This window comes from Glycomyces algeriensis (assembly GCF_027622855.1).
Lineage (GTDB): Bacteria > Actinomycetota > Actinomycetes > Mycobacteriales > Micromonosporaceae > Glycomyces > Glycomyces algeriensis.
Genome location: NZ_JAPZVR010000006.1, coordinates 296,028 through 318,837, shown reverse-complemented (window position 1 = coordinate 318,837; position 22,810 = coordinate 296,028). Strand labels below are relative to the sequence as shown.

Genomic DNA, 22,810 nt, shown 5'->3' with positions numbered 1-22,810 from the left:
CGGCGCGCGGAGGGGCCTTCCGACCCGGGTGGGCGTCATTACAACGCGTCCCGGGTGCGCGCGCCGCGTGTGGGCGGTGCGGTGCGGCTGCCGTCGGCGGGCGTCACCAGGCGAAGGCGAGGGCGGCGGCGAGGACGGCTCCGGCGGCGGCCCAGCACAGGCCGATGGCGCCGGAGCGTCCTTCGTAGAGCCTCGTGGCGCCGGAGACGACGACGAGGGTGAACGCGGCGGCCATGAAGAGGACGAGCGAGGGCGCCCAGCGCAGGAGGAGTCCGGCGGTGTCGCCGACGTAGGCGGAGTGCGCGTCGGGCCCGGTGGAGCGGGCGGGGAGCTGGGCGCCGAGGTCGGCGGCGGTGACGTCGCCGGTGAGGTGGAGTTCGCGGGCCCAGTCGTCGGCTTCGAAGCGGCCGGTGCAGGAGGGGGCGAAGCCGTCCTGGCAGGAGGTGACCTCGACGGTGCCGTACTCGTAGTGGCCCACGGAGATCCAGAGGGCGGGGGCGGCGGTCCAGGCGAAGAACATGAGCAGGCAGGCGCAGACGAGGATGCCGAGGAGGGCGGGCGCGAAGGCCTTGGGTTCGCGGCGGCGCTGGGGCTTGCCGGGTTTGGCGGGGCGGCGGCGGTCGGTCTCGGCGGCGCGTTCCCAGACGGCGCGGATGGCGGCCATGCCGTCGGTCTGGGAGCCGAGGGGGCCGCGCTGGGAGACGGGGCGGGGGGCGGCGGGTTCGGCGGCGGGGTCCCAGACGGGGTCGTCGGTGGTGTCCCGGACGATGCCGTAGGCGGCGGGCATCTCGGGGACGGGGACGTTCGGCTCCGGGGCGGCGGGTGGCCCGGGCTGGTGCTGGGGGTCGACCGCGCGGTTGGTTCCAGACATACCGGTTATTGCATCACCGAATCGGCTGGCATGGGCGGAATCGGACGCTGATCGCCGTGTCGGGTGCGAGTGCGCCGTGCGCGGTCGGGGTCCCGGGCGGGGGCGAGACGTGCGCCGTGCTGGGGTCCGGACAGTGCCGGTCCTGATATCTGGACCGATAACATGGGGCGCATGACTCATGTATTGACCGCGCTGGCCTGGCCTTACGCCAACGGCCCGCGCCACATCGGCCATGTAGCAGGATTCGGGGTCCCCGCCGACGTCTTCGCCCGCTACATGCGCATGCGCGGTCACGACGTGCTCATGGTCTCGGGGACGGACGAGCACGGGACGCCGATCCTGGTGCAGGCGGACGCGGAGGGCCTGACGGCGGCGGAGGCCGCGGCGAAGTACAACCGGATCATCGTGGAGGACCTGGACGCGCTGGGCCTGTCGTACGACCTGTTCACGCGCACGACGACGGGGAACCACTACAAGACCGTGCAGGAGCTGTTCACGACGCTGCACGCGAACGGGTACATCCTGCAGCAGCGCACGCTCGGGGCGATCAGCCCGTCGACGGGCCGCACGCTGCCGGACCGGTACATCGAGGGCACGTGCCCGCACTGCGGGTTCGACTCGGCGCGCGGCGACCAGTGCGACAACTGCGGGCGCCAGCTGGACCCGGTGGACCTGATCGACCCGAAGTCGCGGATCAACGGCGAGACGCCGAAGTTCGTGGAGGAGGACCACTTCTTCCTGGACCTGCCGGCGTTCGCGGACGCGCTGAACGCGTGGCTTGACACGCGCACGGGCTGGCGGACGAACGTCCTGCGGTTCACGAAGAACCTGCTCGACGAGATGCACCCGCGCCCGATCTCGCGCGACCTGGACTGGGGTGTGCCGATCCCGCTCGAGGGCTGGGTGGACCGGCCGGACAAGCGCCTGTACGTGTGGTTCGACGCGGTGATCGGCTATCTGAGCGCCACGATCGAGTGGGCTCGGCGCTCGGGCGACCCGGAGGCGTGGAAGCGCTGGTGGCAGGACCCGGAGGCGGTGTCCTACTACTTCATGGGCAAGGACAACATCGTCTTCCACTCGGAGATCTGGCCGGCGATGCTGCTGGGCGCCAACGGCGAGGGCGCGAAGGGCGGCGAGCCGGGGTCGCTCGGGAAGCTGAACCTGCCGACCGAGGTCGTGTCGTCGGAGTTCCTGACGATGGAGGGCAAGCAGTTCTCGTCGTCGCGGCGCGTGGTGATCTACGTGCGGGACTTCCTGGAGCGGTACTCCCCCGACGCGCTGCGGTACTACATCTGCGCGGCGGGCCCGGAGAACCAGGACTCGGACTTCACTTGGGCGGAGTTCCTGCGCCGCAACAACGACGAGCTCGTGGCGGGCTGGGGCAACCTGGTGAACCGCTCGATCGCGATGGCCGCGAAGAACTTCGGGGCGGTGCCCGAGCCCGGTGAGCTCGAGGACGTCGACCGGGAGCTGCTGGCGACGACGAAGCAGGCGTTCGACACGGTCGGGGACCTCATCGGCGCCAACAAGGTCCGGGCCGGCATCGGCGAGGCCATGAAGGCGGTCGCGGCGGCCAACAAGTACCTCGCGGACACCGCGCCGTGGAAGATGAAGGAGGACCCGAAGCGCCAGGGCACGGTCCTCTACACGGTGCTGCAGGCGGTCTCGGACCTGAAGACGGTGATGAGCCCGTTCCTTCCGCACTCGTCGCAGCGGGTGCACGAGCTGCTGGGCGGCGAGGGCGTGTTCGCGCCGATGCCGTTCATCGAGGAGGTCGAGGAGCTCGACGAGGGCGGCGCGACCGACGGGCCGTACCCGATCCTCACCGGCGACTACTCGGACGTGCCGAAGTGGGAGTCCGTGCCGCTGGTGCCGGGCACCGTGCTGGAGAAGCCGGTCCCGGTGTTCACGAAGCTCGAGCCGTCCATCGTGGACGAGGAGATCGAGCGGCTGAACGCCTAGGGGCGCAAGCGTGAAGGGCCCGGCTCGTGCCGGGCCCTTTTCTCGTGCCTGAGGGTCGGATCGTAGGGGCTCAGATTGCGGGAGCGACGTCGCCGCGTTCGACCCATTTCTCGTAGACGCCGCGGCGCACGGGCTCGGCCCCGGTGCGGGAGAGGACGTCAGGGCTCGGGCGGGAGAGCCGGAACCGGGCCCAGTCCTCGTCGGCGTCGACCAGGGAGCCCGGGACGCCCTTCCAGACCACGTGGTTCGCCTCGCGCAGGACGCGGCGCACCTGGTGCACGCGGCCCTGCTCGACGCCCGGGATGTCAACGCGCCGTTCGAGGGTGAGCGGCGACCAGTGCTGGCCCGCGTACGCGAAGAGGTCGAGCTCGGCGCCCTGCTCGGTGTAGGCGAGGATCCGCGCGCCTTCGGGCAGCGGCAGGTCGGTGAGGTCGGCGGTGACGTGCTCGGGCAGCAGGTGCGCGGTCGAGATCGCGAAACCGGTGCCCAGGACGGGCATGCCGCGCCGGTCGGAGGACGGCATCGCCGTCAGGCCCTCGTACTCGGGGGCGACGGGCGCCTGGTAGTCCCACGGGTCCGCGGCGGGCCAGCGCAGGGCGAACACCCACGGCTCGCTCGGCTCGGTCTCGCCGCCGAGGACGGAGCGGGCGGCGGGGGTGCGCAGGTGCGCGATGTCCCAGCGGCGGTAGCAGAAGCCGCCGGGGACGGCGGCGGTCTCCATGATGCGGGCGATCTGCGCGGCGGTGACGGGCCGCTCCATGACCTCGCCGGGGGCGATCGCGGCGGAGCGGCGGACGCGGTCGAGGAGGACGCGCGCGGCCGGGTCGAGGTGCGGGGTCTGGGTGAGGCGGCGGACGTACTCGAGGTCGAGGCCGGGCGCGAGGGGCACGGTGAGGGACCGGTCGTCGGCGACGGCGACGGGCACGCCGTCGCGCAGGACCTCGCCGGCGTGGGCGAAGTGGCGGTAAGGGTAGTCGCTGCCGGTGCGGGGGTTGGGGAGGAAGTCCGGGCGCGGGAGGGCGGAGTAGAGCTCCCAGGCGGCGCCGTCGGCATAGGGGGTGCCGGGGTACTTCTCGCCGCGCCATTCGACGGTGACGAGGGTCTGGGTCTGCGTCGGTTCGGCCGGGACGGCGGGGCGGCGTTGCTGGAGCGCTGCGGCGCGGTTGCGGCGGGACGCGAGGTCGCGGGTCATGTGCGTCTCGATTCGTCTTGCGCGGATGCGACGGCGTTGTCGTGGTCGGTCGCCGGACGGTAGTGGCTTGTCCACAGCCGGTGGTTCGACTGTCCGCCAACGTAAGCGCGGCTTGTCAGGCGTGGATGTCCGGTATATGAAAAAGATGTTACGTAGAGAGCATCGCGTACTTCCGGCCTCGGCAAACGCACATGCGGTCCGCTCCCGGACCGGGCCGTGGCAGAGTTGTCGCGTGTACCGATCCGAAGCCGCGCCGCTGCCCGAACCGCTGCCGCATCCCGTCGCCGACAGCCACACCCACCTCGACCTCGTCGACGTCTTCGGCGCCGAGGAGGAGCTCCCGACGCCCGCGCCCGACGCGCCCGGCGTGCGGGCCCGCCTCGCCGAGGCCGAAGCCGTCGGAGTCGCTCGGGTGGTGCAGGTCGGCACGGACATCGAGTCCTCCCGCTGGGCCGCCGCGCTCGCCGCCGCCGATGCGCGCGTGCTCGCCGCGGCGGCGCTGCACCCGAACGACGCCCCGCGCCAGGCCGACCTGGACGCGGCGCTGGCCGAGATCGACGCGATCGCCGCGCTGCCGCGGGTCGCGGCCCTCGGTGAGACCGGCCTCGACTACTTCCGCACCGACGAGACCGGCCGCGCCGCGCAGCAGCGGTCGTTCCGGGCGCACATCGAGATCGCGAAGGCGCGGGGCAAGGCCCTGGTCATCCACGACCGGGACGCGCACGAGGACGTGCTCGCGATCCTCGACGCGGACGGCGCACCCGAACGCGTTGTGCTGCATTGCTTCTCGGGTGATTTCGCGTTCGCGAAGGAGTGCGCGCGGCGCGGGTTCTTCATGAGCTTCGCCGGGAACGTGACGTTCAAGAACGCCCAGAACCTGCGCGACGCCGCCTCGGTGGCCCCCGCGGAGCTGGTGCTGGTCGAGACGGACGCGCCGTTCATGGCGCCGATCCCCGTACGCGGCCACCGGAACCACCCGGCGCTCACGAACTACACGGCCCGATTCCTGGCCGACCACCTCGGCCGCGACCTCGAGGCCTGGTGCGAACGCCTGTGGGCCAACACGGAAGCCGCCTTCGGCCCCTGGTAGCCCACCCGGAAATCCTATAGGATATATCCTATAGGGAGCGGTGTCGCGGTGTCGCGGTGTCGCGGTGTCGCGGTGTCGCGGTGTCGCGGTGTCGCGGTGTCGCGGTGTCGCGGTGTCGCGGTGTCGCGGTGTCGCGGTGTCGCGGTGTCGCGGTGTCGCGGTGTCGCGGCCCTCAGCGGCTCAGCGGCTCAGCGGCTCAGCGGCTCAGCGGCCCGACTGTCGCTCAGGTTACGAGACGTCCACGGCCGCTTCGGCGGTCGCGGTGTTGCCTTCGGCGTCGGTCAGTGTGAAGGTGAAGACCCAGCGGCCCTCGTCGGGCAGGCTGACCTCGCCCGCGAGGATGCCGGTGCGCAGTTCGATGAGGCGCATCTCCTCGGGCGCTTCGCCTTCGAGGCCGAAGCTCGCGGTCCACTCCTCCGCCGGGAACGGCTCGCCTTCCAGGTCCGTCGCAAGAATGCGGACGCTGTTGGGCCCGGGCCGGCCCGGTTCGAGCACGAGCTGCGCCGAGAACACCTCAGTGGTGACGAGCGTGGCCGTCTCGGTGGACTCGACCTCGGTCGTCTCGGTCTCCAGCAGCGCGGTCTTCGCCGGCACGGCCTGCACGAGCACCGACACGGCGCCCATCACCACTGCGAGGAACACGACCTCGACGCCGGCCGCGACCCGCAGCCGCCGCCGCGCCTGCGTGCGGCGCAGCAGCGCCCGCCGCGTGAACAGGCCCGCGCCGACGATCACGACGAACAGCGCGGCCTTGAGCATCACCAGGCGCCCGTACCGGGTCTCGGTGAGCGCCTCGATCGAGTCGATGTGGAGCAGCCCGGACGCGAGCCCGGCCACGAGCACGTTCGCGCACAGCCACGGCACCAGGACGATCCAGGTCTCGGCGGCCTTGTCCGGGATCTCGGCGTCCTTGCGGAACGCGAGCACCAGGATCGCGATCACGCCGCCCGCCCAGGCCATCGCGGCCCCCAGGTGCACCAGGTCCGCGATGAACGCGACGACCACCGGCTCGGTCGCCATCGGGTGCCCCGAGAGCGGCCAGGTCGCCGAGAGCGCGAGCCCGACGCCCGCGAGGCCGGCCACGAGGAGCGGCTTCGGCTCCTCCTCGCCCGTGACCACCGTCCGCATGAGCGGCAGCGCGAGCAGCACGAGCAGCAGCCGCAGGAGCCCGGCGAGCCCCACGTTCGACTCCATGACCGATTGCAGTCCGACCGCGTCGAGGTTCGAGATGCTCGTCCCGGTCTCGTACGCGGCCTGCAGCGGCAGGCCGAGCACGGCGGTCATGGCGACGACGGCGAGTCCGAGCGCGACCATCTTCGCCGCGAAATCGCGCGGCCGGGCCCCGAGGACGAGGAAGATGCCCGCCCCGAGGGCGAGCGCGAGCGCGGCGTACCCGAACCAGCGGTTGCCGTAGAGCAGGGCCTGCACGAACGGATCGGTTCCGGCCGTGAGCGCTTCGGCGCTCGGCGCCTCGCTCTCGACGCCCACTGAGTACGTGAACGTGCCGGAGACGGGGTGGCCGTCGTGGGAGACGACCCGGTAGCTGACGAGGTAGGTGCCCTCCTGGTCGGCGTCGACCGCGATCGTCAGCGTGGTCGCTTCGGCGTTCTGCTCGAGCCCGGTGTCGGCTCGGTCACCATCGGGAGCCACCACGCCGGTGGCCGCGTCTACGGGGGTGACTGGTTCGTTGAACTCGACGACGACTTCGCTCGGGGGCGTCTCCAGGAGCGCGCCGGAGGCGGGCGTGGTCTTGGTGGCCGAGGCGTGCGCCCAGGCCCCTGAGGCCCAGAGCGCGCCGAAGAGCACGCCGAGCAGGGCCGCTGCGAGCGACGACCAGGCGAAGCGGGTCGCTTGTGCGGCAGTGCGGCGGTCGTTGGATCGGGAGCGCATCGCCGCTGAGCGTACTCGAATCCGCTTCGTGAATCGAGAGTTGGACCGCAGAAAGGCTGAGCGAGGCACATGGGGAAGTCGAACCGGAATACCGACCGCCGCCAGGCCGCCGAGGCGCTGCGCAGGCAGCAGGCCGCGGAGGCGCGGCGCCGGAAGATCGTGTTCGGGGTGGCGATCGGCGCCGCCGTCGTGCTGATCGGAGGGCTCCTCGCCTGGGGCATCTGGATGAACAGCGAACCTGAGTACGAGGTCAACGATCCGGCCGCGCAGGTCACCGACACGTTCGGCGTGCAGATCGGCGACGGCCCGGTCCAGGTCGACCTCTACATCGACTACATGTGCCCGGCCTGCAACCAGTTCGAGTCCGCGTACGCCGAGCAGATCCAGTCCTGGGTCGACGACGGCTCCGTGACGGTGAACTACCACCCGCTCGCGATCCTCGACCGCTTGAGCGCGGGCACCGAGTACTCCAGCCGCGCGGCCGCGGCCGCCGTGTGCGCCGCCGACGTCGGCGAGCAGCAGTTCCTCGACTACACGCTGGCGCTCTACGCGAACCAGCCCGCGGAGAACACCTCCGGCCTGACCGATCAGGAGCTCATCGCGATCGGCACCGACGACGTGGGCCTCGGCGCCGACTGGCAGTCCTGTGTGGAGAGCGAGAAGTACCGCGGCTGGGTCCAGGAGGGCAACACCAGCGCCACGTCCGACCAGGGCGTCACCGGCACGCCGACCGCGAAGGTGAACGGCGAAGTGGTCGAGAACTCGGCGGTCGCCGACGTGGTCCAGGCCGCACTCGCCGCGGGCTGATCCTACAGGTGAATGCAAGGGGCGCGGCCGTTCTCCCGGCCGCGCCCCTTTTCGGCGCCGGCGGGACGTGTGCCCGGGCCGGCCGTCCCGCGGGGCCTGCTCAAGGGTCCGCGGGATCGGCGCTATGCCCGCATCGCCGCCAGCGCCGTCTCCAGGGAGAAGCCGAAGGGGAGTTCGAGCCGGTGCCGCTGCAGCAGTGCGGTGTCGGCGAGGATCTCGGCGGTGGGGCCGTCGGCGGCGACGCGGCCCGCGTCGAGGATGACCGACCGTTCGCACAGCTGCAGGGCGTACGGCAGGTCGTGGGTGACGAGCAGCAGGGTGGGCGCGGTGGACTGCAGGATGGCGGCGAGGTCGCGGCGGGCGGCCGGGTCGAGGTTGGCGCTCGGTTCGTCGCAGACCACGATGTCCGGGCGCATGGCGAGGACGCCCGCGAGTGCGGCGCGGCGCTGCTGGCCGACCGAGAGGTGGTGGGGCGGGCGGTCGGCGAGGTCGGCGAGGCCCACTTGGGCGAGCGCGGCGGCGACCCGGGCGGCGAGTTCGGGTCCGCGCAGGCCGAGGTTCGCGGGGCCGAAGCCCACGTCGTCGGCGACGGTGGGCATGAACAGCTGGTCGTCCGGACTTTGGAAGACGATGCCGACGCGGCGGCGGACTTCGGCGAGGGTCTTCTTGCCCACCTTGAGGTCGCCGACCCGGACGTCGCCCGCGGTGGCGGTGAGGAGGCCGGCGAGGTGGAGCATGAGCGTGGTCTTCCCGGCGCCGTTGGGGCCGAGGATGGCGACGCGTTCGCCTTCGCGCACTTGGAGGTCGACGCCGTCGAGGGCGCGGTGCCCATCGGGGTAGACGTGTTCGAGGCCGGTGATGTCGAGGGCGCTCATGCGAACACCGTCCACGTGGCGATCCCGGCCGCGAGGGCCGGTGCGGCGAGCGCGGCCGACCATTGGAGCGCACTGGCGGGGGCCGGGCCGACTTCGAGCGGGAGGCGGCCGGTGTAGCCGCGGGCGGCCATGGCCTGCCAGACGCGTTCGCCGCGTTCGAAGGAGCGGATGAAGACCACGCCGAGGCTGCGGGCGAGGGCGCTCGCCTGCCAGAGGAAGCGCGGGTCGTCGCAGCGGGCGAGGCGGGCGAGGCGCATCTGGGTCACTTCGGCGACGGTGAGGTGCGCGTAGCGGATCGCGAACGCGGTGATCTGCAGGAGGATCTCGGGGCAGCGCAGCCGGGAGAGTCCGGCGAGGACCCCGGCGATCGGCGTGGTGGCCGAGAGCAGGAGAGCGGCCCAGACGCCGAGGGTGGCCTTGGCGAGGAGGTTCCATCCGGCCCACAGGCCCGGTTCGGAGACCTGGAGGAACCCGATCTGGACGGCGGGCCCGTCGACCATGAACGGGAACGCCAGGGCCAGCACCAGGAACGGCGATTCGATGAGGCTGCGGGAGAGCAGCCAGGTCAGCGGCACGCGGGCGAGCGCGAACAGTCCGATGAGGAGGGCGGCGTAGACCCCGAAGGCCCACACCGCCTCTCGCGGGGTGGCGGCGATGGCGCAGGTGAAGGCGGCGAGCGCCACGATCTTCACCTGCGGCCGGAGCCGGTGGACGGGGGTGTCCCCCGGCCGGTAGAGCCCGTCGACCGGGCTCACGCCTCCTCCTGGGTGCGCTTGCCGCGCGCGAGGAGCCAGAAGAGGCCGGTGGCGACGGCCAGGGTGAGGAGGACGCCGAGGATCCCGGCGAGCGAGGCGCCGAGGATCTCGTTGTCCAGGAAGGACACCCCATAGTCGGCGAAGGCGCCGCCGATCTCGTGGTCGCCCGCGGCCTGGAGGACGCAGGCGCCGCCGGTGATCTCGCCGTCGGCGGTGTCGCAGCCGGTGAGGAGCACCGACTCGAGCCCGTCCGGCGAGGCGGAGGCGAACAGGGACACGACTCCGGCGAGGAGCAGCGTGACGATGGTGCCGGTGACCCAGAAGCGCTTGGTCTTCACACGGACTCCTTGGCGGTCTCGGCGAGGCGGCTGCCGCGCAGGGCGTGGACGAGGTCGGGGCGGGCGGCGGCGACCGCGGTGACGGCGCCGGCGGTGATGACGCCCTCGCCGATGCCGACGAGGACGTGCGTGCCGAGGATCGCGGCGGCCATGGCCCCGAAGGACTGGCCGACTTCCTCGCCGCCGAGCCAGAACTGGAGCACGAACCCGGCCGAGGCGGCGACGACGCTGACGAGCGCGGCCGCGAAGACCGCGGCGCCCAGGCCCCAGCGGGTGCGCGGGAGGACCTTGAGCGCCAGGACGATCACGGCGTAGCCGGTGAAGCTGGCGATGACGGCCATGTTCACGACGTTGAGGCCCAGGGCCGTGACGGCCCCGTCCGCGAACAGGAGCGCCTGGATGACGATGACGACGGTGACGCAGAGCGCCCCGAGCCAGGGCCCGAGGAGCGCGGCGGCGAGCGCGCCGCCGAGGAGGTGGCCGGAGACGCCGGCGGCGACGGGGAAGTTGAGCATCTGCGCGGCGAAGATGAACGCGGTCGCGAGGCCCGCGAGCGGGACGAGCCGCTCGTCGAGGTGCCTGCGGGCCATGACGACGCAGAGGCCGACGGCGACGGCGGCCAGGAGGGCGAAGGCGAGGGAGGTCGGTCCGTTGACGACGTCCGTCGGGATGTGCAGCGCCAGGTCTGACACGGGCAGTGCCGCCTTTCGACTGGTTGTGGGGGCTAGGGCCTGTCCTGTGAATCAGGGAGCTCCCTGATTCACAGGACAGGCCCTAGGGCGGGCCGGGGAGGTGGTGGCGGTCGCCCTGCCGGATGCAGGGCGCCCACGCGCGGAATCAACAGCCCACTGTCAGGCTATTGCAATTATTTTGCAATAGCCGCCCTCTCGCCGTCAAGCCGGACCGGGAAGTGTCGGGAAGCCGCCGACCGCCGGACAGGGACCGCCAAGCGTGCTCCCAGGCGATTGTCAGGGACGACCGGTAGGGTTGCGACCTGTGAACGTACGACTTCAGCCTGGTGAGACGGCGCCTGACTTCACGCTGACCACCGACACCGGCGACCCGGTGACCTTGTCGAGCCTCCAGGGCCGCAAGGTGATCCTGTTCGCATATCCGAAGGCCATGACGCCCGGCTGCACCAAGGAGGCCTGCGACTTCCGCGACAGCCTCACCGGTCTGCAGGCCGCCGGCTACGCGGTGCTCGGGATCTCCCCCGACGCCCCGGAGGCGCTGGCCAAGTTCGTCGAGCGCGACGGCCTGACCTTCCCGCTCCTGTCCGACCCCGAGCACAAGGTGCTCGAGGAGTACGGCGCGTGGGGCGAGAAGAAGAACTACGGCCGCACGATCGTCGGCGTGGTCCGCTCGACGTTCGTCGTCGACGAGCACGGCGACATCGAGCTCGCGCAGTACAACGTGAAGGCCACCGGCCACGTCGCGCGCCTGAAGAAGCAGCTCGGCCTCCCCGAGTAGACCCCGGTCAAGATCTCGGCAGGACCACCTGGAACGTCGCTCCGCCGCCGGGCGTCTCGCACAGGCGCACGCAGCCGCCGTGACCCGTCACGATGGCCGCGACGATCGACAGGCCCAGCCCCGAGCCGCCTTCGGCGCCGCGGGAGCGGCCACGGAGACGGCTCTGGTCGACCCGGTACAGCCGCTCGAACACCCCTTCGGCGTGCTCGGGCGCGACCCCGGGCCCGGTGTCGGCCACCTCGACCACGGCCGCCGGCAGCACCGGGACCACACCGACCTGCGCGAGGCACCGCGGCCCTTCAGGGTCCGCACTCCAGCCCAGGCGCACGGTGATCCGCGCGTCGGACGGCGTGTGCCGCAGCGCGTTCGCCACGAGGTTCGTGAGGACTTGGCGCAGCCGCGGCTCGTCCCCGCTGATGTCGACCGCTTCGAGCAGGTCGTCGTCGGAGCCGTGCAGGGATTCGAGCGCGATGAACCGGCCCGGTTCACGCAGGTGCGCGTCGCCGACCACGTCGGCCGCGACGCCGAGCAGGTCGACCGGCCCGCGGCTCAGCGGCCGCCGCCGGTCCAGTGACGCGAGCAGCATCAGGTCGTCCAGCAGCAGCCCCATCCGCTTGGACTCCGCCTCGATCCGCCCGATGGTCTCGTCGAGCGCCGGCCCCGGCGGCACCCCGCCGCGCCGGTACAGCTGCGCGAACCCCTTGATCGAGGTCAGCGGGGTCCGCAGTTCGTGCGAGGCGTCCGCGAGGAACTGCCGCAGGCGCGCCTCGGAGGCGGCGCTGGCGTCGAGCGCGGCCTGGATGCGGGTGAGCATCGTGTTGAGGGCGGCGCCGAGCCGCCCGGTCTCGGTGTGCGGGTCGGTGTCGGTGACGCGCGCGTCGAGGCGGCCTTCGGCGATCGCGTCCGCGGTCGCCTGCATCCGGTCGAGCGGGCGCAGGCCGAGCCGCGCGACCCAGAACGCGCTCACGGCGAGCAGCAGCAGGATCGCGAGCGTCACCCCGCCGCCGATGAGCAGCAGCGACTCGGTGGCCGCGCTGACGTACTCCGAGGACAGCGCGTAGACGACGTACGTGTCCGCCGTGTCGCCCTCCTCGACGAGGACGCGCCAGGAGTTCCCGTCCGCGTCCTCCACGGTGGCGGTCTCGCCGGTGCTCGCGGCGAGGTCGCCCAGGCCGGTGAGCGCGGCGGCGTCGTCGTCCCCGAAGGAGTGGAGCAGCGAGCCGCCCGCGTCGTAGACGTAGACCTGCGGCGCGTCCGGCATCCCCGGCTGCGGGCCGGGCGGCTCGAACCCGTCGTCCTGGGCCCGGGGCGCCTCGTCGCGCATGGCCGTCGCGGCGGTCCGCAGCTGCGAGTCGATCCGGTCGGTGAGCACGTTCTGGAGCAGGAGCGTGGCGGCCAGGACCGCCGCGGCCAGCGCGAGCGCGCACAGTGTCACGATCGTGAACGCCATGCGGGAGCGGACGGTCCAGTGCCGCCAGCGCCGAGGCTTACTCACTTTGATCGCGGTTCCCTGAGGGCGTAGCCGAAGCCGCGCACGGTCTGGATGAGCGCGGGTTCGACCTGGTCGATCTTCTTGCGCAGGTAGTAGACGTAGGACTCGACGATGCGGCCGTTGCCGCCGAAGTCGTAGTTCCAGACGCGGTCGAGGATCTGGGATTTGCTGACGACCTTGCCGGCGTTGAGCATGAGGTAGCGCAGGAGCTTGAACTCGGTGGGCGAGAGCTCGACGGGGCGGCCGGCGCGGCGGACCTCGTGGATCTCCTCGTCGAGTTCGAGGTCGGCGTAGCGCAGGACGCGGTCCTCGGGCGGGGCGGGGGCCTTGGCGCGGCGCAGGATGGCCTGGACGCGGAGGACGACCTCTTCGAGGTCGAAGGGCTTGGTGACGTAGTCGTCGCCGCCGACGGTGAGGCCGGTGACGCGGTCGCGCACGGCGTCGCGGGCGGTGAGGAAGAGGACGGGCAGGTCGCGGGCGGCGCGCAGGCGGCGGGCGACCTCGAAGCCGTCCATGTCGGGGAGCATGACGTCGAGGATCACGAGGTCGGGCTCGAAGCGGGCGGCGGCCCGGAGGGCTTCGGCGGCGTCGCGGGCGACGTCGACCTCGAAGCCGGTGAGGCGGAGGGTGGCGGACAGGAGCGCGCCGATGTTCTCCTCGTCGTCGACGACGAGGACGCGGTCTTTGGGCTCGGTCGCTTCGGTCACCTGGACTCCTTCGGTGCTGCGTACCGGGCATGTCTACCGCGGCGGCCCACGGCGCCGCTGGGAGTCGGCTCAAAGAACGGTAAGAGTCAGCGGGGTCCGGCGGCGCCGTCTCCAACGATCGTTGACCGGTTCGCCTGATTGGATGCTGCGGGCCGCGGGCTCGAATCAGCTGGGATCAGTGGGGCGATTTCAGGCATAAATAAAGATTGTGATGGTATGACCTCATGGGGGGGCTCCCACTGTCGTGTAAAAGCTCGGTCGAGCACTGGGCTCCCCGACGCGTCCATGCGGAAGGATTCCCATGTCTGCCAAGCAAGAACCGAACGACCAGGACACCGGCGGCTGCCCCGTGCAGCACAGCCGCGCCCTGCTCCCCGTCCAAGGCGGCGGCAACCAGGGCTGGTGGCCGGACCGGCTCAACCTCAAGCTCCTCGCGAAGAACCCGCCCGTCCGCGACCCGCTCGGCGCGGACTTCGACTACGGCGCGGCGTTCGAGGCCCTCGACCTCCCGGCTGTAAAGCGCGACATAGAAGCGGTCATGACCGACTCCAAGGACTGGTGGCCGGCGGACTTCGGGCACTACGGGCCCATGTTCATCCGCATGGCCTGGCACAGCGCCGGCACGTACCGGATCAGCGACGGCCGCGGCGGCGCCGGCACCAGCCAGCAGCGGTACGCGCCGCTCAACAGCTGGCCGGACAACATCAACCTCGACAAGGCCCGGCGGCTGCTGTGGCCGGTCAAGCAGAAGTACGGCCGCAGCCTCTCCTGGGCCGACCTGCTCATCCTCACCGGGAACGTGGCGCTGGAGTCGATGGGCCTGCGGACCTTCGGGTTCGGCGGCGGCCGCGCGGATGTGTGGGAGGCCGACGAGGACATCTACTGGGGTCCGGAGAGCGACTGGCTCGACGACCAGCGCCGCGGCGAGGACCGCGAGATCGAGGACGCGTTCGCCGCGGCCCAGATGGGGCTGATCTACGTGAACCCGCAGGGCCGGGGCGGCGTCCCCGACCCGGTGGACTCGGCGCACGACATCCGCGAGACGTTCCGCCGCATGGCGATGAACGACGAGGAGACGGTGGCGCTCATCGTCGGCGGCCACACGTTCGGCAAGACTCACGGCGCCGCGCCGGAGGAGAACCTCGGCGCGGAGCCCGAAGCCGCGCCCCTGGAGGCGCAGGGCCTGGGCTGGGCCAACGCGCACGGCACCGGCAAAGGCAACGACACCATCACCAGCGGTCTCGAGGGGATCTGGACGAACACGCCCATCACCTGGGACAACAGCTTCCTGGAGATCCTGTTCGGCTACGAGTGGGAGCTGTGCGACAGCCCGGCGGGCGCGCACCAGTGGCGGCCGAAGGACGGCGCGGGCGAGGGCACCGTCCCGGACCCGCACGATCCGACGAAGCGCCACGCGCCGACTATGCTCACCACCGACCTGTCGCTGCGGTTCGACCCGGTGTACGAGGCGATCTCGCGGCGCTTCCTGGAGCACCCGGACGAGCTCGCGGACGCGTTCGCGCGCGCGTGGTTCAAGCTCACCCACCGCGACCTTGGTCCGGTCGTCCGCTACCGCGGCCCGGAGGTCCCCTCCGAGCAGCTGCTCTGGCAGGACCCGCTCCCGGCCGCAAGCTGGGAGCCGATCGACGCCGACGACATCGCGCAGCTCAAGGAGCGGATCCTCGAGTCGGGCCCGACCCTGCGGCAGTTCGTGGCCGCCGCGTGGGGTGCGGCGTCCTCGTTCCGCGGCAGCGACAAGCGCGGCGGCGCGAACGGCGCCCGCATCCGGCTCGAACCGCAGAAGGACTGGGAAGTCAACGAACCGGAGTCGCTGGCCGAGGTCCTCCGCGCGCTCGAGGGCGTGCAGGAGGCGTTCAACGGCAGCGGCGGCGGCAAGGGCGTCTCGCTCGCGGACCTGATCGTCCTGGCCGGCTCGGCCGCGGTCGAGCGGGCCGCGCAGCTCGCCGGGCACCAGGTCGAGGTGCCGTTCTCGCCCGGGCGGGTGGACGCGTCGCAGGAGCAGACCGACCCCGAGTCGTTCGCGCCGCTCGAGCCGACCGCGGACGGGTTCCGCAACTACCTCGGCAAGGACCACCCGCTCCCGGCCGAGTACCTGCTGGTGGACCGGTCGAACCTGCTGGGGCTCACGGTCCCCGAGATGACCGTCCTCATCGGCGGCCTGCGGGTCCTGGGCGCGAACGTCGAGGACTCGCCTGTCGGCGTCCTCACCGACCGGCCCGGGACGCTCAACAACGACTACTACCGGAACCTGCTCTCGCTCGACATCGACTGGGAGCCGGCCGGGCACGATTCGCAGACGTACCAGGGCCGCGACCGGGCCTCCGGCGAGGTGCGGTGGACCGGGTCCCGCGTGGACCTCGTGTTCGGCTCCAACGCGGAGCTCCGGGCCGTCGCCGAGGTGTACGCGGCCGACGACGCCGAGGAGCACTTCGTGCGGGACTTCGTCGCAGCCTGGGCAAAGGTGATGGACCTGGACCGCTTCGACCTGCGCTGACGCCCTGACAGCATGGCGGCCCCCGGCGATGCGCCGGGGGCCGCATGCGTTCGGAAGCGGAACGGCCGAGGGCGTCGAGCCGCTCGGGCCCGCCGAGCGCTGCGCCCCGGCGAGCAGCCGGGCCGCCGGCGTTCTGCAGCGGTCGGGCATCGGCCGCGGCCGAGCGCATCGCGCTGGCAGGGTCGGACCGCGGGAACCGCCGAGCGCTGCGCCCCGGCGAGCAGCCGGGCCGCCGGCGTTCTGCAGCGGTCGGGCATCGGCCGCGGCCGAGCGCATCGCGCTGGCAGGGTCGAACCGCGCAAACCGCCGAGCGCTGCGCCCCGGCGAGTGCGGCCGAAACCGTTCGGAGTCCTCCGCCGCGAGCGCATCGCGCCCCCGCATGGTCGAGCGGCCCTGGCCCGCCCGGCGCTACGCCCTCACGCCGCGCCCGGGCTCACGCCTTCGGCGGCGGGCGCTCCCCCGATCCCCTGCCGATGAAGCGGGTCGGCAGTTCGATGCGCTGAGTGAACCCGAGCGGGTCGCCGATGCGCTCGATCGCGAGGCGGGCCGCGCGGCGGCCAAGCTCCACCGGGTCGTGGGAGATGACGCTGACCCCGAGCACGTCGGCGGTGTCGAAGTCGTCGAAGCCGATGAGGGCCGGCGCGTCCTCGCCGAGGCCGCGCATGGCGCGAAGCGCGCCGATCGTCATCCGGTTGTTCCCGGTGATGAGGGCGGTCGGCGGGTCGGCGCTGCTGAGCAGGTCCGCGACGATCCGCTCCGGCGCGGCGCGCGGGTCGTCCACGAGCCGCTCCCAGCGCGAGGTGCCGCCGATGCCGTACGCGGCCATGGCCTCCCGGTACCCCTGCACCCGCTCGGCCTGGGCCTTCACGGCGGCGGGGTTGCACACATAGCCGACGCGGCGGTGGCCGCGGGCGAGCAGCCGCGAGGTCGCGTCGAACACGCCGCTGCGGTTGGCGAGGACGATCGCGTCCGCCACCAGGTTGCGGGCGGGCCGGTCGATGGCGATCACCGGCGTCCCCAGGTGCCGCTCCCCCTCGAGGTAGGACTGGTCGGCGGCCACGGGCACCAGCAGGAGCGCGCCGACCCGCTGCGCGAGCAGGGCGTCGACCACCCGCTCCTCGCCGTCCGGGGTGTCGCCGGTGGTCGCGACGACGAGCGCGTTCCCGTTCCGCGAGGCCTCCTGCTCGATCCCGGAGGCGATCCCGTAGTAGAACGGGTTGCCGAGCTCGCCCATGACGAAGCCGATCGTGTCGGTGCCGCCGCCGCGGCGCAGGGTCCGCGCCAGCGAGTTGGGGCGGAACCGCAGCCGCTTCGCGGCGTCGAGCACCCGCTCCACCGTCGCCGGGGCCACGAGGTCCCGGTTCCCGAACACCCGCGACACGGTCTTCGAACTGACCCCCGCGAGCCTCGCGACGTCCTCGACCGTCGCGCGCTGCTGCACCGCCATACCGGACCCCTCCCCCTGAAAGTTGAGCTTACCCGGTCAAGCTCAGCGATGTCCATCGTCGGACAGTCGAACGAGTTTCGATGAAAAGGTTGCCGCTCGATCGAAATGAATCGCCAGCTCAATACCGTTACCAGCATCACTCAGGTCACTGATCGATAACAAGACAGCGTTGACATGAACTTGCGATTAACCGGTTCAGAACCTAGGCTTTCAATCGCTCCGCTTGAACGGCCGCGCGGAGCAGTTCAATGAAGAACCCGACAAGGAGTCCCCATGAGACCCAAGAAGGCATTGGCCGGTGTCGCGACCTTCGCCGCCGCCGCTATCGCCTTGAGCGGTTGCACCACCGGCGGCGCCGGCGACAACGACCCCTCGAACACGATCGACGGCGAGGTGGAGGGTGATCTCAAGATCATCACCTGGCGCACCGACCTCGTCGAAAGCGGCAAGTTCGACGAGTACATCGCGGCGTTCGAGGAGAAGTACCCGGACGTCTCGGTCGAAGTCGAAGGCATCACCGACTACGCGGGCGAGATGACCACCCGCCTCAGCAGCGACAACTACGGCGACGTCATCGGCATCCCCGCCGCGATCCAGCCGAACCAGTTCGACCAGTTCCTCGAGCCGCTCGGCGAGAAGGCCGAGTTCGAGGCGACCTACCGGTTCCTCAACGGCGCTGCTTACGACGGGACCCAGTACGGGCTCGCCATCGGCGGCAACGCGAACGGCGTGCTCTACAACAAGCGCGTCTTCGAGCAGGCCGGCATCACCGAGCTGCCCACCACCCCTGAGGCGTTCATCGCCGCGCTGCAGCAGGTCAAGGACAACACCGACGCCATCCCGATGTACACCAACTACAAGGACGGCTGGCCCCTCGGCCAGTCCTTCGGGAACCTCGGCGGCGTCACCGCCAACCCCGACGCCTCCAGCGAGATGGCGAAGGACACCGCGCCCTGGACCGAGGGCAAGGACATGTACGCGATCGACGGCCTGCTCTACGACGCCGTCGCCGCGGGCCTGACCGAAGAGGACCCGCTGACCACGAACTGGGAGCAGTCCAAGATCGACATCGCGACCGGCAAGATCGGCACGATGACCCTCGGCTCCTGGGCGATCTCGCAGATGCAGGCCGCCGCCGAGGACAACGGCGCCTCCGCCGACGACATCGGCTACATGGCGTTCCCCTCGAACGTCGACGGCACCCAGCACGCGGTCATCGGCGGCGACTACAACCTCGCCGTGAGCCGCCACTCCGAGTCCAAGGCCGCGGCCTGGGCCTGGATCCAGTGGTTCATCGAGGAGTCCGGCTTCGCCGAGAACGAGGCCATGATCTCCACCGTGAAGGCCGCGCCGCTGCCCGAGAACCTGGCCGGCCTCGAGGAGAACGGCGTCCAGCTCATGGAGATGAACGCCGCCCCGTCCGGTGAGGAGGGCCTGCTCAACGAGGTCTCCAGCGACTCGCAGGTCGACCTGTTCGGCAACATCTACCGCCAGGAGCTCGTCGACGTCGCCCGAGGCGCCGCCGACGGCGACAAGGAGAGCTTCTTCGCCGACCTGAACGCTCGCTGGAGCGAGTCGGTCGAACGGGTCGCGAGCTAAAGGAACACCAATGGCGATCAACGCAACCGGTCCCGCCTCGGCGGACACGGGCGCCGACCGCCTCCACCCGGAGGGCCGCCCCGTGCGGCCCTCCGGGGCCGCCCGGCGGCGGACCTGGAGGCAGACGCGGCGCCAGCTCACCCCGTACCTGTTCATCGCGGCGGCGGTAGCGCTGCTGCTCCTGCTCACGTACTGGCCCGCGGCGAACCTGCTGTACTTCAGCGTCACCGACTGGGACGGCATCGACCAGGACCTGAACTACGTGGGCTTCGAGAACTACGTGCAGGTCTTCACCGACCCGCGCATCTTCGAGGTCTTCTACGTCAGCCTCTACTACTTCGGCGCCTCGTTCCTGCAGATCGGGCTCGCGCTGTATTTCGCGACGATCCTGAGCTTCAACACGAGGTTCCGGAACTTCTTCCGCGGCGTGCTGTTCTTCCCGTACCTGATCAACGGCGTCGCCATCGGGTTCGTGTTCCTGTACCTGTTCCAGCCGGACGGGACGCTCGACACGGTCCTGTCGTGGTTCGGCCTCACCGACCCGCCGCAGTGGATCGGCGACCCCGAGATCGCCAACTGGTCCCTCGCCGGCACCAGCGTGTGGCGGTACATGGGCATGAACTTCGTGCTGTTCCTCGGTGCGATCCAGTCGATCCCGAGCGACATCTACGAGGCCGCCGAGCTCGACGGCGCCAACAAGTGGCAGCAGTTCTGGGCGATCATCCTGCCGGGCATCCGCCGCATCATCGGCCTGTGCTTCGTCCTGTCGATCGCCGGCTCGCTCTCGGTCTTCGAGATCCCGTTCATCATGACCGGCGGCGCGAACGGCACCTCGACGTTCGTCATCCAGACCATCCAGACCGCGTTCACCCACCGCCAGGTCGGCATCGCCTCCGCGATGGCCGTCGTGCTCCTGGTGATCGTCCTCGTGGTGACCTTCGTGCAGCGCAAGCTCTTCCCCGACGAGAAGGTGGACCTGACATGACCACCATCCACAATGTCCCACGCACGGGCGCGAAGGCGCAGCGGGTCACCGTCGGCACCGCGAAGTACCTCAGCCTGGTCATCGCCGCGGCGTGCACGCTCCTGCCGCTCGTCACGGTGCTGTTCGCGAGCCTGAAGACCTCGGAGGAGTACGGCACGACCGGTGCGCTCACGCCACCGTCGAACTGGCTCAACCTTTCGAACTACGTGACCGCCTTCGACAGCGGCGAGATGCTCGAGGGCATCCTCAACACCGGCATCGTCCTCGTCGTCTCGCTGGCCGGCACGATCCTCATCGGCACCATGGCCGCCTACGGGCTCGACCGGTTCGAGTTCCGCGGCAAGAAGCTCGTGTTCGCGCTGTTCCTCATCGCCACGCTCGTCCCGGGCGTGACCAGCCAGGTCGCGACCTTCCAGGTCATCAACGGCATGGGCCTGTACGACACGAAGGCCGCGCTGATCCTGCTGTTCATGGGCACGGACATCATCGCGATCTACCTGTTCATCCAGTTCATGCAGGCCATCCCGACCTCGCTCGACGAGGCCGCGATGATCGACGGCGCGAGCCGCTGGACGATCTACTGGAAGGTCATCCTGCCGCTGCTGCGGCCGGCGATCGCCACGGTCGTCATCATCAAGGGCATCGCGATCTACAACGAGTTCTACACGCCGTTCCTGTACCTGCCCTCGCAGGACCTGATCTCCACCTCGCTGTTCCGGTTCAAGGGGCCGTTCGGCGCGCAGTGGGAGGTCATCTCGGCCGGGACGCTCATCGTCATCATCCCCACCCTCATCGCGTTCCTGTTCCTCCAGCGGTGGATCTACAGGGGCCTCACCTCGGGAGCCGTGAAATGACCGCGAATCCTCTGGCCCCGTACGTAGCGGGGATGACCTGGGGCTGGACCGGGGTGCGCGGCACGTGGGCGGCCCCGGAGGCCGCCGAGTCGATGCGCGCGATGACCGGCATCGGCGCCAACTGGACCGCGCTCGCCTACGCCGCGGTCCAGGAGACCGCCCAGTCGACCGAGGTCCCGTTCCGCGAGGCGCCCACGGTCACTGACGATGAAGTGGTGTGGGCGATCCGCGAGGCGAAGTCCCACGGCCTCAAGGTGTGCCTCAAGCCCGTGGTCAACGTCGGCGACGGCACCTGGCGCGCCCACATCGGCTTCTTCGACCGGGACGTGCCCGGGGAGCCGACGTGGGGCGAGTGGTTCGCGTCCTACCGCGAGTTCATCATGCACGCGGCCCGCATCGCCGAAGCCGAAGGCTGCGAGATGCTCTGCGTCGGTTGCGAGATGGTGCGGGCCGACGCCCGCGAGTTCGAGTGGCGCGCGCTCATCGCCGATGTGCGCGGGGTCTACTCAGGACTCATCACGTACAACTGCGACAAGTACCAGGAGGACCGCGTCACCTGGTGGGACGCCGTCGACGTGGTCTCCTCCTCCGGCTACTACCCGGTCGACGGGTGGGAGGCCGAGCTCGACCGGATCGAGCCGGCCGTGGCCGCCGCGGGCAAGCCGTTCTTCTTCATGGAGGCCGGCTGCCCCTCCCGCACCGGCTCCCCCGACAAGCCCAACGACTGGGCCCTGCCGGGCGAGCCCTCCGGTGCGGAGCAGGCGCGGTACTACGAGGCCATGTTCGCCGCCTGCGACGCCCGGCCGTGGGTCGGCGGGTTCATGCTCTGGGACTGGCCGCCGCGTCTCTACACCGAGGACGAAGCGGCCGCGAACGACGACTACTGCCCCTACGCCAAGCCCGCGGCCGATGTGATCGCCCGCCACTACACCGAGAGGACCGCCCAGTGAACGGTGCGACCGCGACACTGGCGATCGACGCAGGGCAGACCAGTGTCAAAGTGCGCCTTCGGGACGGGAGCCGCGCCACCGAGTGGTCGGCGCCCGGGATCCGCACCGACGGCCCGCTCCTGCCGCAGCTCGCCGCCGTGGTCGACCGGGCCGTCGCCGACGGCCACGCCTTCGAGCGGCTCGCGCTCGGCGTCTCGGGCCTGGAGTCCGCGCACGCCGAGGCGGCCGGCCTCCTCGAGCGGTACCGCGAGGGCGGCGTGCAGTCCGTCCACATTGCCCACGACTCGGTCTCCGCGTTCCTCGGCGCGCTCGGCGACGGGTGCGGGGCCGTGGTCGCCGCCGGGACCGGCGTCGTGACACTCGCGGTGGGCCGCACCGAGGTCGCCCGCGTCGACGGCTGGGGCCACCTCATCGGCGACGCCGGCAGCGGCTACTGGATCGGCCGGGCCGGCCTGGACGCGGTCATGCGCGCCCACGACGGCCGCGGTGACGCGACCGCGCTCACCGACCTGGTCAGGGCCGACTTCCCCGATCTGGAGCAGGCTTACCTGGAGCTCCAGGCCGACGCGGACCGCGTGCGCCGCACCGCCGGGTACGCGCGGGCCGTGACCGCCGCTGCGGCCGAAGGCGATGCGGTCGCCGCCGCGATCCTCGACCGCGCCGGCCGGGAGCTCGCGCTCTCGGCCCTCGCGGGCCTGCGCCGCACCGGCGAGGACGGTGCCGAACGGCCGCGCGTGCGCGGCATCGGCGGGGTCTTCACGGCACCGGCGCTCGCCGAGGCGTTCACCCGCGAGGTCCAGGCGACGCTTCCGGGAGCCGAAGTGGCCGTGGGCGAATCGCACCCGCTCGACGGCGCCGGGCTGCTCCCGGACGTCGCCGCGTCGAGCGCGCTCGCCGCCCGCATCGCCGCCGCACGCGTGCCGCAGGCCGGCGCCTGAGGAGCATGGTCGCCATGCGGAACGGGAACGGGTGGCCCGCCGAAGACTCCATTCTCACTGCGGCGCTGCCGGA

Annotated in this window: 20 protein-coding genes; 10 read left to right on the top strand and 10 right to left on the bottom strand. The window is 71.3% G+C overall.

All coding sequences use genetic code 11. The features are described from left to right. Positions 1-103: 103 nt before the first annotated feature. Positions 104-871 (bottom strand): hypothetical protein, encoded by a 768-nt coding sequence (locus tag O2L52_RS14080; RefSeq protein WP_270116223.1) that lies wholly within the window; start codon positions 869-871, stop codon positions 104-106. A 171-nt stretch (positions 872-1,042) separates the two neighbouring features. Here O2L52_RS14080 and metG point away from each other — a divergent pair, with 171 nt between their 5' ends. Continuing rightward, on the top strand, positions 1,043-2,833 hold the full coding sequence (metG, locus tag O2L52_RS14075) for a methionine--tRNA ligase (RefSeq protein ID WP_270116222.1): 1,791 nt from the start codon (positions 1,043-1,045) through the stop codon (positions 2,831-2,833). Positions 2,834-2,903: 70 nt separating this feature from the next. Here metG and O2L52_RS14070 read toward each other — a convergent pair whose 3' ends face one another. Continuing rightward, positions 2,904-4,025: a hypothetical protein gene (locus O2L52_RS14070; protein ID WP_270116221.1), complete on the bottom strand. Its 1,122-nt coding sequence runs from the start codon at positions 4,023-4,025 to the stop codon at positions 2,904-2,906. Positions 4,026-4,257: 232 nt separating this feature from the next. On the opposite strand from O2L52_RS14070, the gene O2L52_RS14065 reads away from it, so the two are divergent. Continuing rightward, positions 4,258-5,115 (top strand): TatD family hydrolase, encoded by an 858-nt coding sequence (locus tag O2L52_RS14065; RefSeq protein WP_270116220.1) that lies wholly within the window; start codon positions 4,258-4,260, stop codon positions 5,113-5,115. A 228-nt stretch (positions 5,116-5,343) separates the two neighbouring features. Here the strand turns inward: O2L52_RS14065 and O2L52_RS14060 are convergent, their stop codons facing one another. Further along, the gene (locus O2L52_RS14060; RefSeq protein WP_270116219.1) at positions 5,344-7,005 is read right to left on the bottom strand and encodes a copper resistance CopC/CopD family protein; all 1,662 of its coding nucleotides are present in this window, start codon (positions 7,003-7,005) and stop codon (positions 5,344-5,346) included. Positions 7,006-7,074: 69 nt separating this feature from the next. Between O2L52_RS14060 and O2L52_RS14055 the strand changes: the two genes are divergently transcribed. Beyond that, positions 7,075-7,812, top strand: coding sequence for a DsbA family protein (locus O2L52_RS14055; RefSeq protein WP_270116218.1), 738 nt, complete (start codon positions 7,075-7,077; stop codon positions 7,810-7,812). Between the two features lie 122 nt (positions 7,813-7,934). On the opposite strand, the gene O2L52_RS14050 is transcribed toward O2L52_RS14055, so the two are convergent. The 4 genes from O2L52_RS14050 to O2L52_RS14035 are packed head-to-tail and all read right to left on the bottom strand — an operon-like array spanning position 7,935 to position 10,472. Beyond that, complete coding sequence (locus tag O2L52_RS14050; RefSeq protein ID WP_270116217.1) at positions 7,935-8,687, bottom strand: energy-coupling factor ABC transporter ATP-binding protein; 753 nt, start codon at positions 8,685-8,687, stop codon at positions 7,935-7,937. Next, on the bottom strand, positions 8,684-9,442 hold the full coding sequence (gene cbiQ / locus O2L52_RS14045; RefSeq protein ID WP_270116216.1) for a cobalt ECF transporter T component CbiQ: 759 nt from the start codon (positions 9,440-9,442) through the stop codon (positions 8,684-8,686). The genes O2L52_RS14050 and cbiQ overlap by 4 nt, the downstream gene beginning before the upstream one ends. Further along, complete coding sequence (locus O2L52_RS14040) at positions 9,439-9,780, bottom strand: PDGLE domain-containing protein (RefSeq protein WP_270116215.1); 342 nt, start codon at positions 9,778-9,780, stop codon at positions 9,439-9,441. The genes cbiQ and O2L52_RS14040 overlap by 4 nt, the downstream gene beginning before the upstream one ends. After that, entirely contained in the window at positions 9,777-10,472 is a 696-nt protein-coding gene (locus tag O2L52_RS14035; protein ID WP_270116213.1) for an energy-coupling factor ABC transporter permease, read from the bottom strand. The genes O2L52_RS14040 and O2L52_RS14035 overlap by 4 nt, the downstream gene beginning before the upstream one ends. Positions 10,473-10,776: 304 nt before the next feature. Between O2L52_RS14035 and bcp the strand changes: the two genes are divergently transcribed. Beyond that, positions 10,777-11,250 carry a thioredoxin-dependent thiol peroxidase gene (gene bcp, locus O2L52_RS14030; protein ID WP_270116211.1) on the top strand — a complete coding sequence of 158 codons (474 nt, stop codon included), beginning with the start codon at positions 10,777-10,779 and terminating at the stop codon, positions 11,248-11,250. A 7-nt stretch (positions 11,251-11,257) separates the two neighbouring features. On the opposite strand, the gene O2L52_RS14025 is transcribed toward bcp, so the two are convergent. Beyond that, the gene (locus tag O2L52_RS14025) at positions 11,258-12,700 is read right to left on the bottom strand and encodes a sensor histidine kinase (protein WP_416259897.1); all 1,443 of its coding nucleotides are present in this window, start codon (positions 12,698-12,700) and stop codon (positions 11,258-11,260) included. A gap of 41 nt (positions 12,701-12,741) precedes the next feature. Continuing rightward, on the bottom strand, positions 12,742-13,449 hold the full coding sequence (locus O2L52_RS14020) for a response regulator transcription factor (RefSeq protein ID WP_270116209.1): 708 nt from the start codon (positions 13,447-13,449) through the stop codon (positions 12,742-12,744). Between the two features lie 301 nt (positions 13,450-13,750). Here O2L52_RS14020 and katG point away from each other — a divergent pair, with 301 nt between their 5' ends. Beyond that, complete coding sequence (gene katG / locus O2L52_RS14015) at positions 13,751-15,964, top strand: catalase/peroxidase HPI (protein WP_270116207.1); 2,214 nt, start codon at positions 13,751-13,753, stop codon at positions 15,962-15,964. A gap of 433 nt (positions 15,965-16,397) precedes the next feature. Here the strand turns inward: katG and O2L52_RS14010 are convergent, their stop codons facing one another. Further along, positions 16,398-17,411, bottom strand: a complete 1,014-nt coding sequence (locus O2L52_RS14010) for a LacI family DNA-binding transcriptional regulator (RefSeq protein ID WP_270116206.1) — start codon at positions 17,409-17,411, stop codon at positions 16,398-16,400. Positions 17,412-17,684: 273 nt separating this feature from the next. On the opposite strand from O2L52_RS14010, the gene O2L52_RS14005 reads away from it, so the two are divergent. Genes O2L52_RS14005 through O2L52_RS13985 form a run of 5 tightly spaced genes read left to right on the top strand, consistent with a single transcriptional unit; the run spans position 17,685 to position 22,737 of the window. After that, positions 17,685-19,010 (top strand): ABC transporter substrate-binding protein, encoded by a 1,326-nt coding sequence (locus tag O2L52_RS14005; protein WP_270116204.1) that lies wholly within the window; start codon positions 17,685-17,687, stop codon positions 19,008-19,010. A gap of 10 nt (positions 19,011-19,020) precedes the next feature. Then, positions 19,021-19,995 (top strand): carbohydrate ABC transporter permease, encoded by a 975-nt coding sequence (locus O2L52_RS14000; protein ID WP_270116203.1) that lies wholly within the window; start codon positions 19,021-19,023, stop codon positions 19,993-19,995. Beyond that, on the top strand, positions 19,992-20,849 hold the full coding sequence (locus O2L52_RS13995; protein WP_270116202.1) for a carbohydrate ABC transporter permease: 858 nt from the start codon (positions 19,992-19,994) through the stop codon (positions 20,847-20,849). The genes O2L52_RS14000 and O2L52_RS13995 overlap by 4 nt, the downstream gene beginning before the upstream one ends. Then, positions 20,846-21,799: a glycoside hydrolase family 113 gene (locus tag O2L52_RS13990; RefSeq protein ID WP_270116201.1), complete on the top strand. Its 954-nt coding sequence runs from the start codon at positions 20,846-20,848 to the stop codon at positions 21,797-21,799. The genes O2L52_RS13995 and O2L52_RS13990 overlap by 4 nt, the downstream gene beginning before the upstream one ends. Then, a complete protein-coding gene (locus O2L52_RS13985; RefSeq protein WP_270116199.1) occupies positions 21,796-22,737 on the top strand; it encodes an N-acetylglucosamine kinase in 942 nt (313 codons plus the stop codon). Before O2L52_RS13990 ends, O2L52_RS13985 begins: the two co-directional genes overlap by 4 nt. Positions 22,738-22,810: the final 73 nt, after the last annotated feature.

What these genes read in the sequence shown, in the direction of transcription:
- O2L52_RS14025 (WP_416259897.1), bottom strand. Translation starts at nt 12,700, where the DNA reads ATGGCGTTCACGATCGTGACACTGTGCGCGCTCGCGCTGGCCGCGGCG.
- O2L52_RS14060 (WP_270116219.1), bottom strand. Translation starts at nt 7,005, where the DNA reads ATGCGCTCCCGATCCAACGACCGCCGCACTGCCGCACAAGCGACCCGC.
- O2L52_RS14055 (WP_270116218.1), top strand. Translation starts at nt 7,075, where the DNA reads ATGGGGAAGTCGAACCGGAATACCGACCGCCGCCAGGCCGCCGAGGCG.
- O2L52_RS14010 (WP_270116206.1), bottom strand. Translation starts at nt 17,411, where the DNA reads ATGGCGGTGCAGCAGCGCGCGACGGTCGAGGACGTCGCGAGGCTCGCG.
- O2L52_RS14070 (WP_270116221.1), bottom strand. Translation starts at nt 4,025, where the DNA reads ATGACCCGCGACCTCGCGTCCCGCCGCAACCGCGCCGCAGCGCTCCAG.
- O2L52_RS13995 (WP_270116202.1), top strand. Translation starts at nt 19,992, where the DNA reads ATGACCACCATCCACAATGTCCCACGCACGGGCGCGAAGGCGCAGCGG.
- O2L52_RS14080 (WP_270116223.1), bottom strand. Translation starts at nt 871, where the DNA reads ATGTCTGGAACCAACCGCGCGGTCGACCCCCAGCACCAGCCCGGGCCA.
- O2L52_RS14050 (WP_270116217.1), bottom strand. Translation starts at nt 8,687, where the DNA reads ATGAGCGCCCTCGACATCACCGGCCTCGAACACGTCTACCCCGATGGG.
- O2L52_RS14005 (WP_270116204.1), top strand. Translation starts at nt 17,685, where the DNA reads ATGAGACCCAAGAAGGCATTGGCCGGTGTCGCGACCTTCGCCGCCGCC.
- O2L52_RS13990 (WP_270116201.1), top strand. Translation starts at nt 20,846, where the DNA reads ATGACCGCGAATCCTCTGGCCCCGTACGTAGCGGGGATGACCTGGGGC.
- metG (WP_270116222.1), top strand. Translation starts at nt 1,043, where the DNA reads ATGACTCATGTATTGACCGCGCTGGCCTGGCCTTACGCCAACGGCCCG.
- O2L52_RS14000 (WP_270116203.1), top strand. Translation starts at nt 19,021, where the DNA reads ATGGCGATCAACGCAACCGGTCCCGCCTCGGCGGACACGGGCGCCGAC.
- katG (WP_270116207.1), top strand. Translation starts at nt 13,751, where the DNA reads ATGTCTGCCAAGCAAGAACCGAACGACCAGGACACCGGCGGCTGCCCC.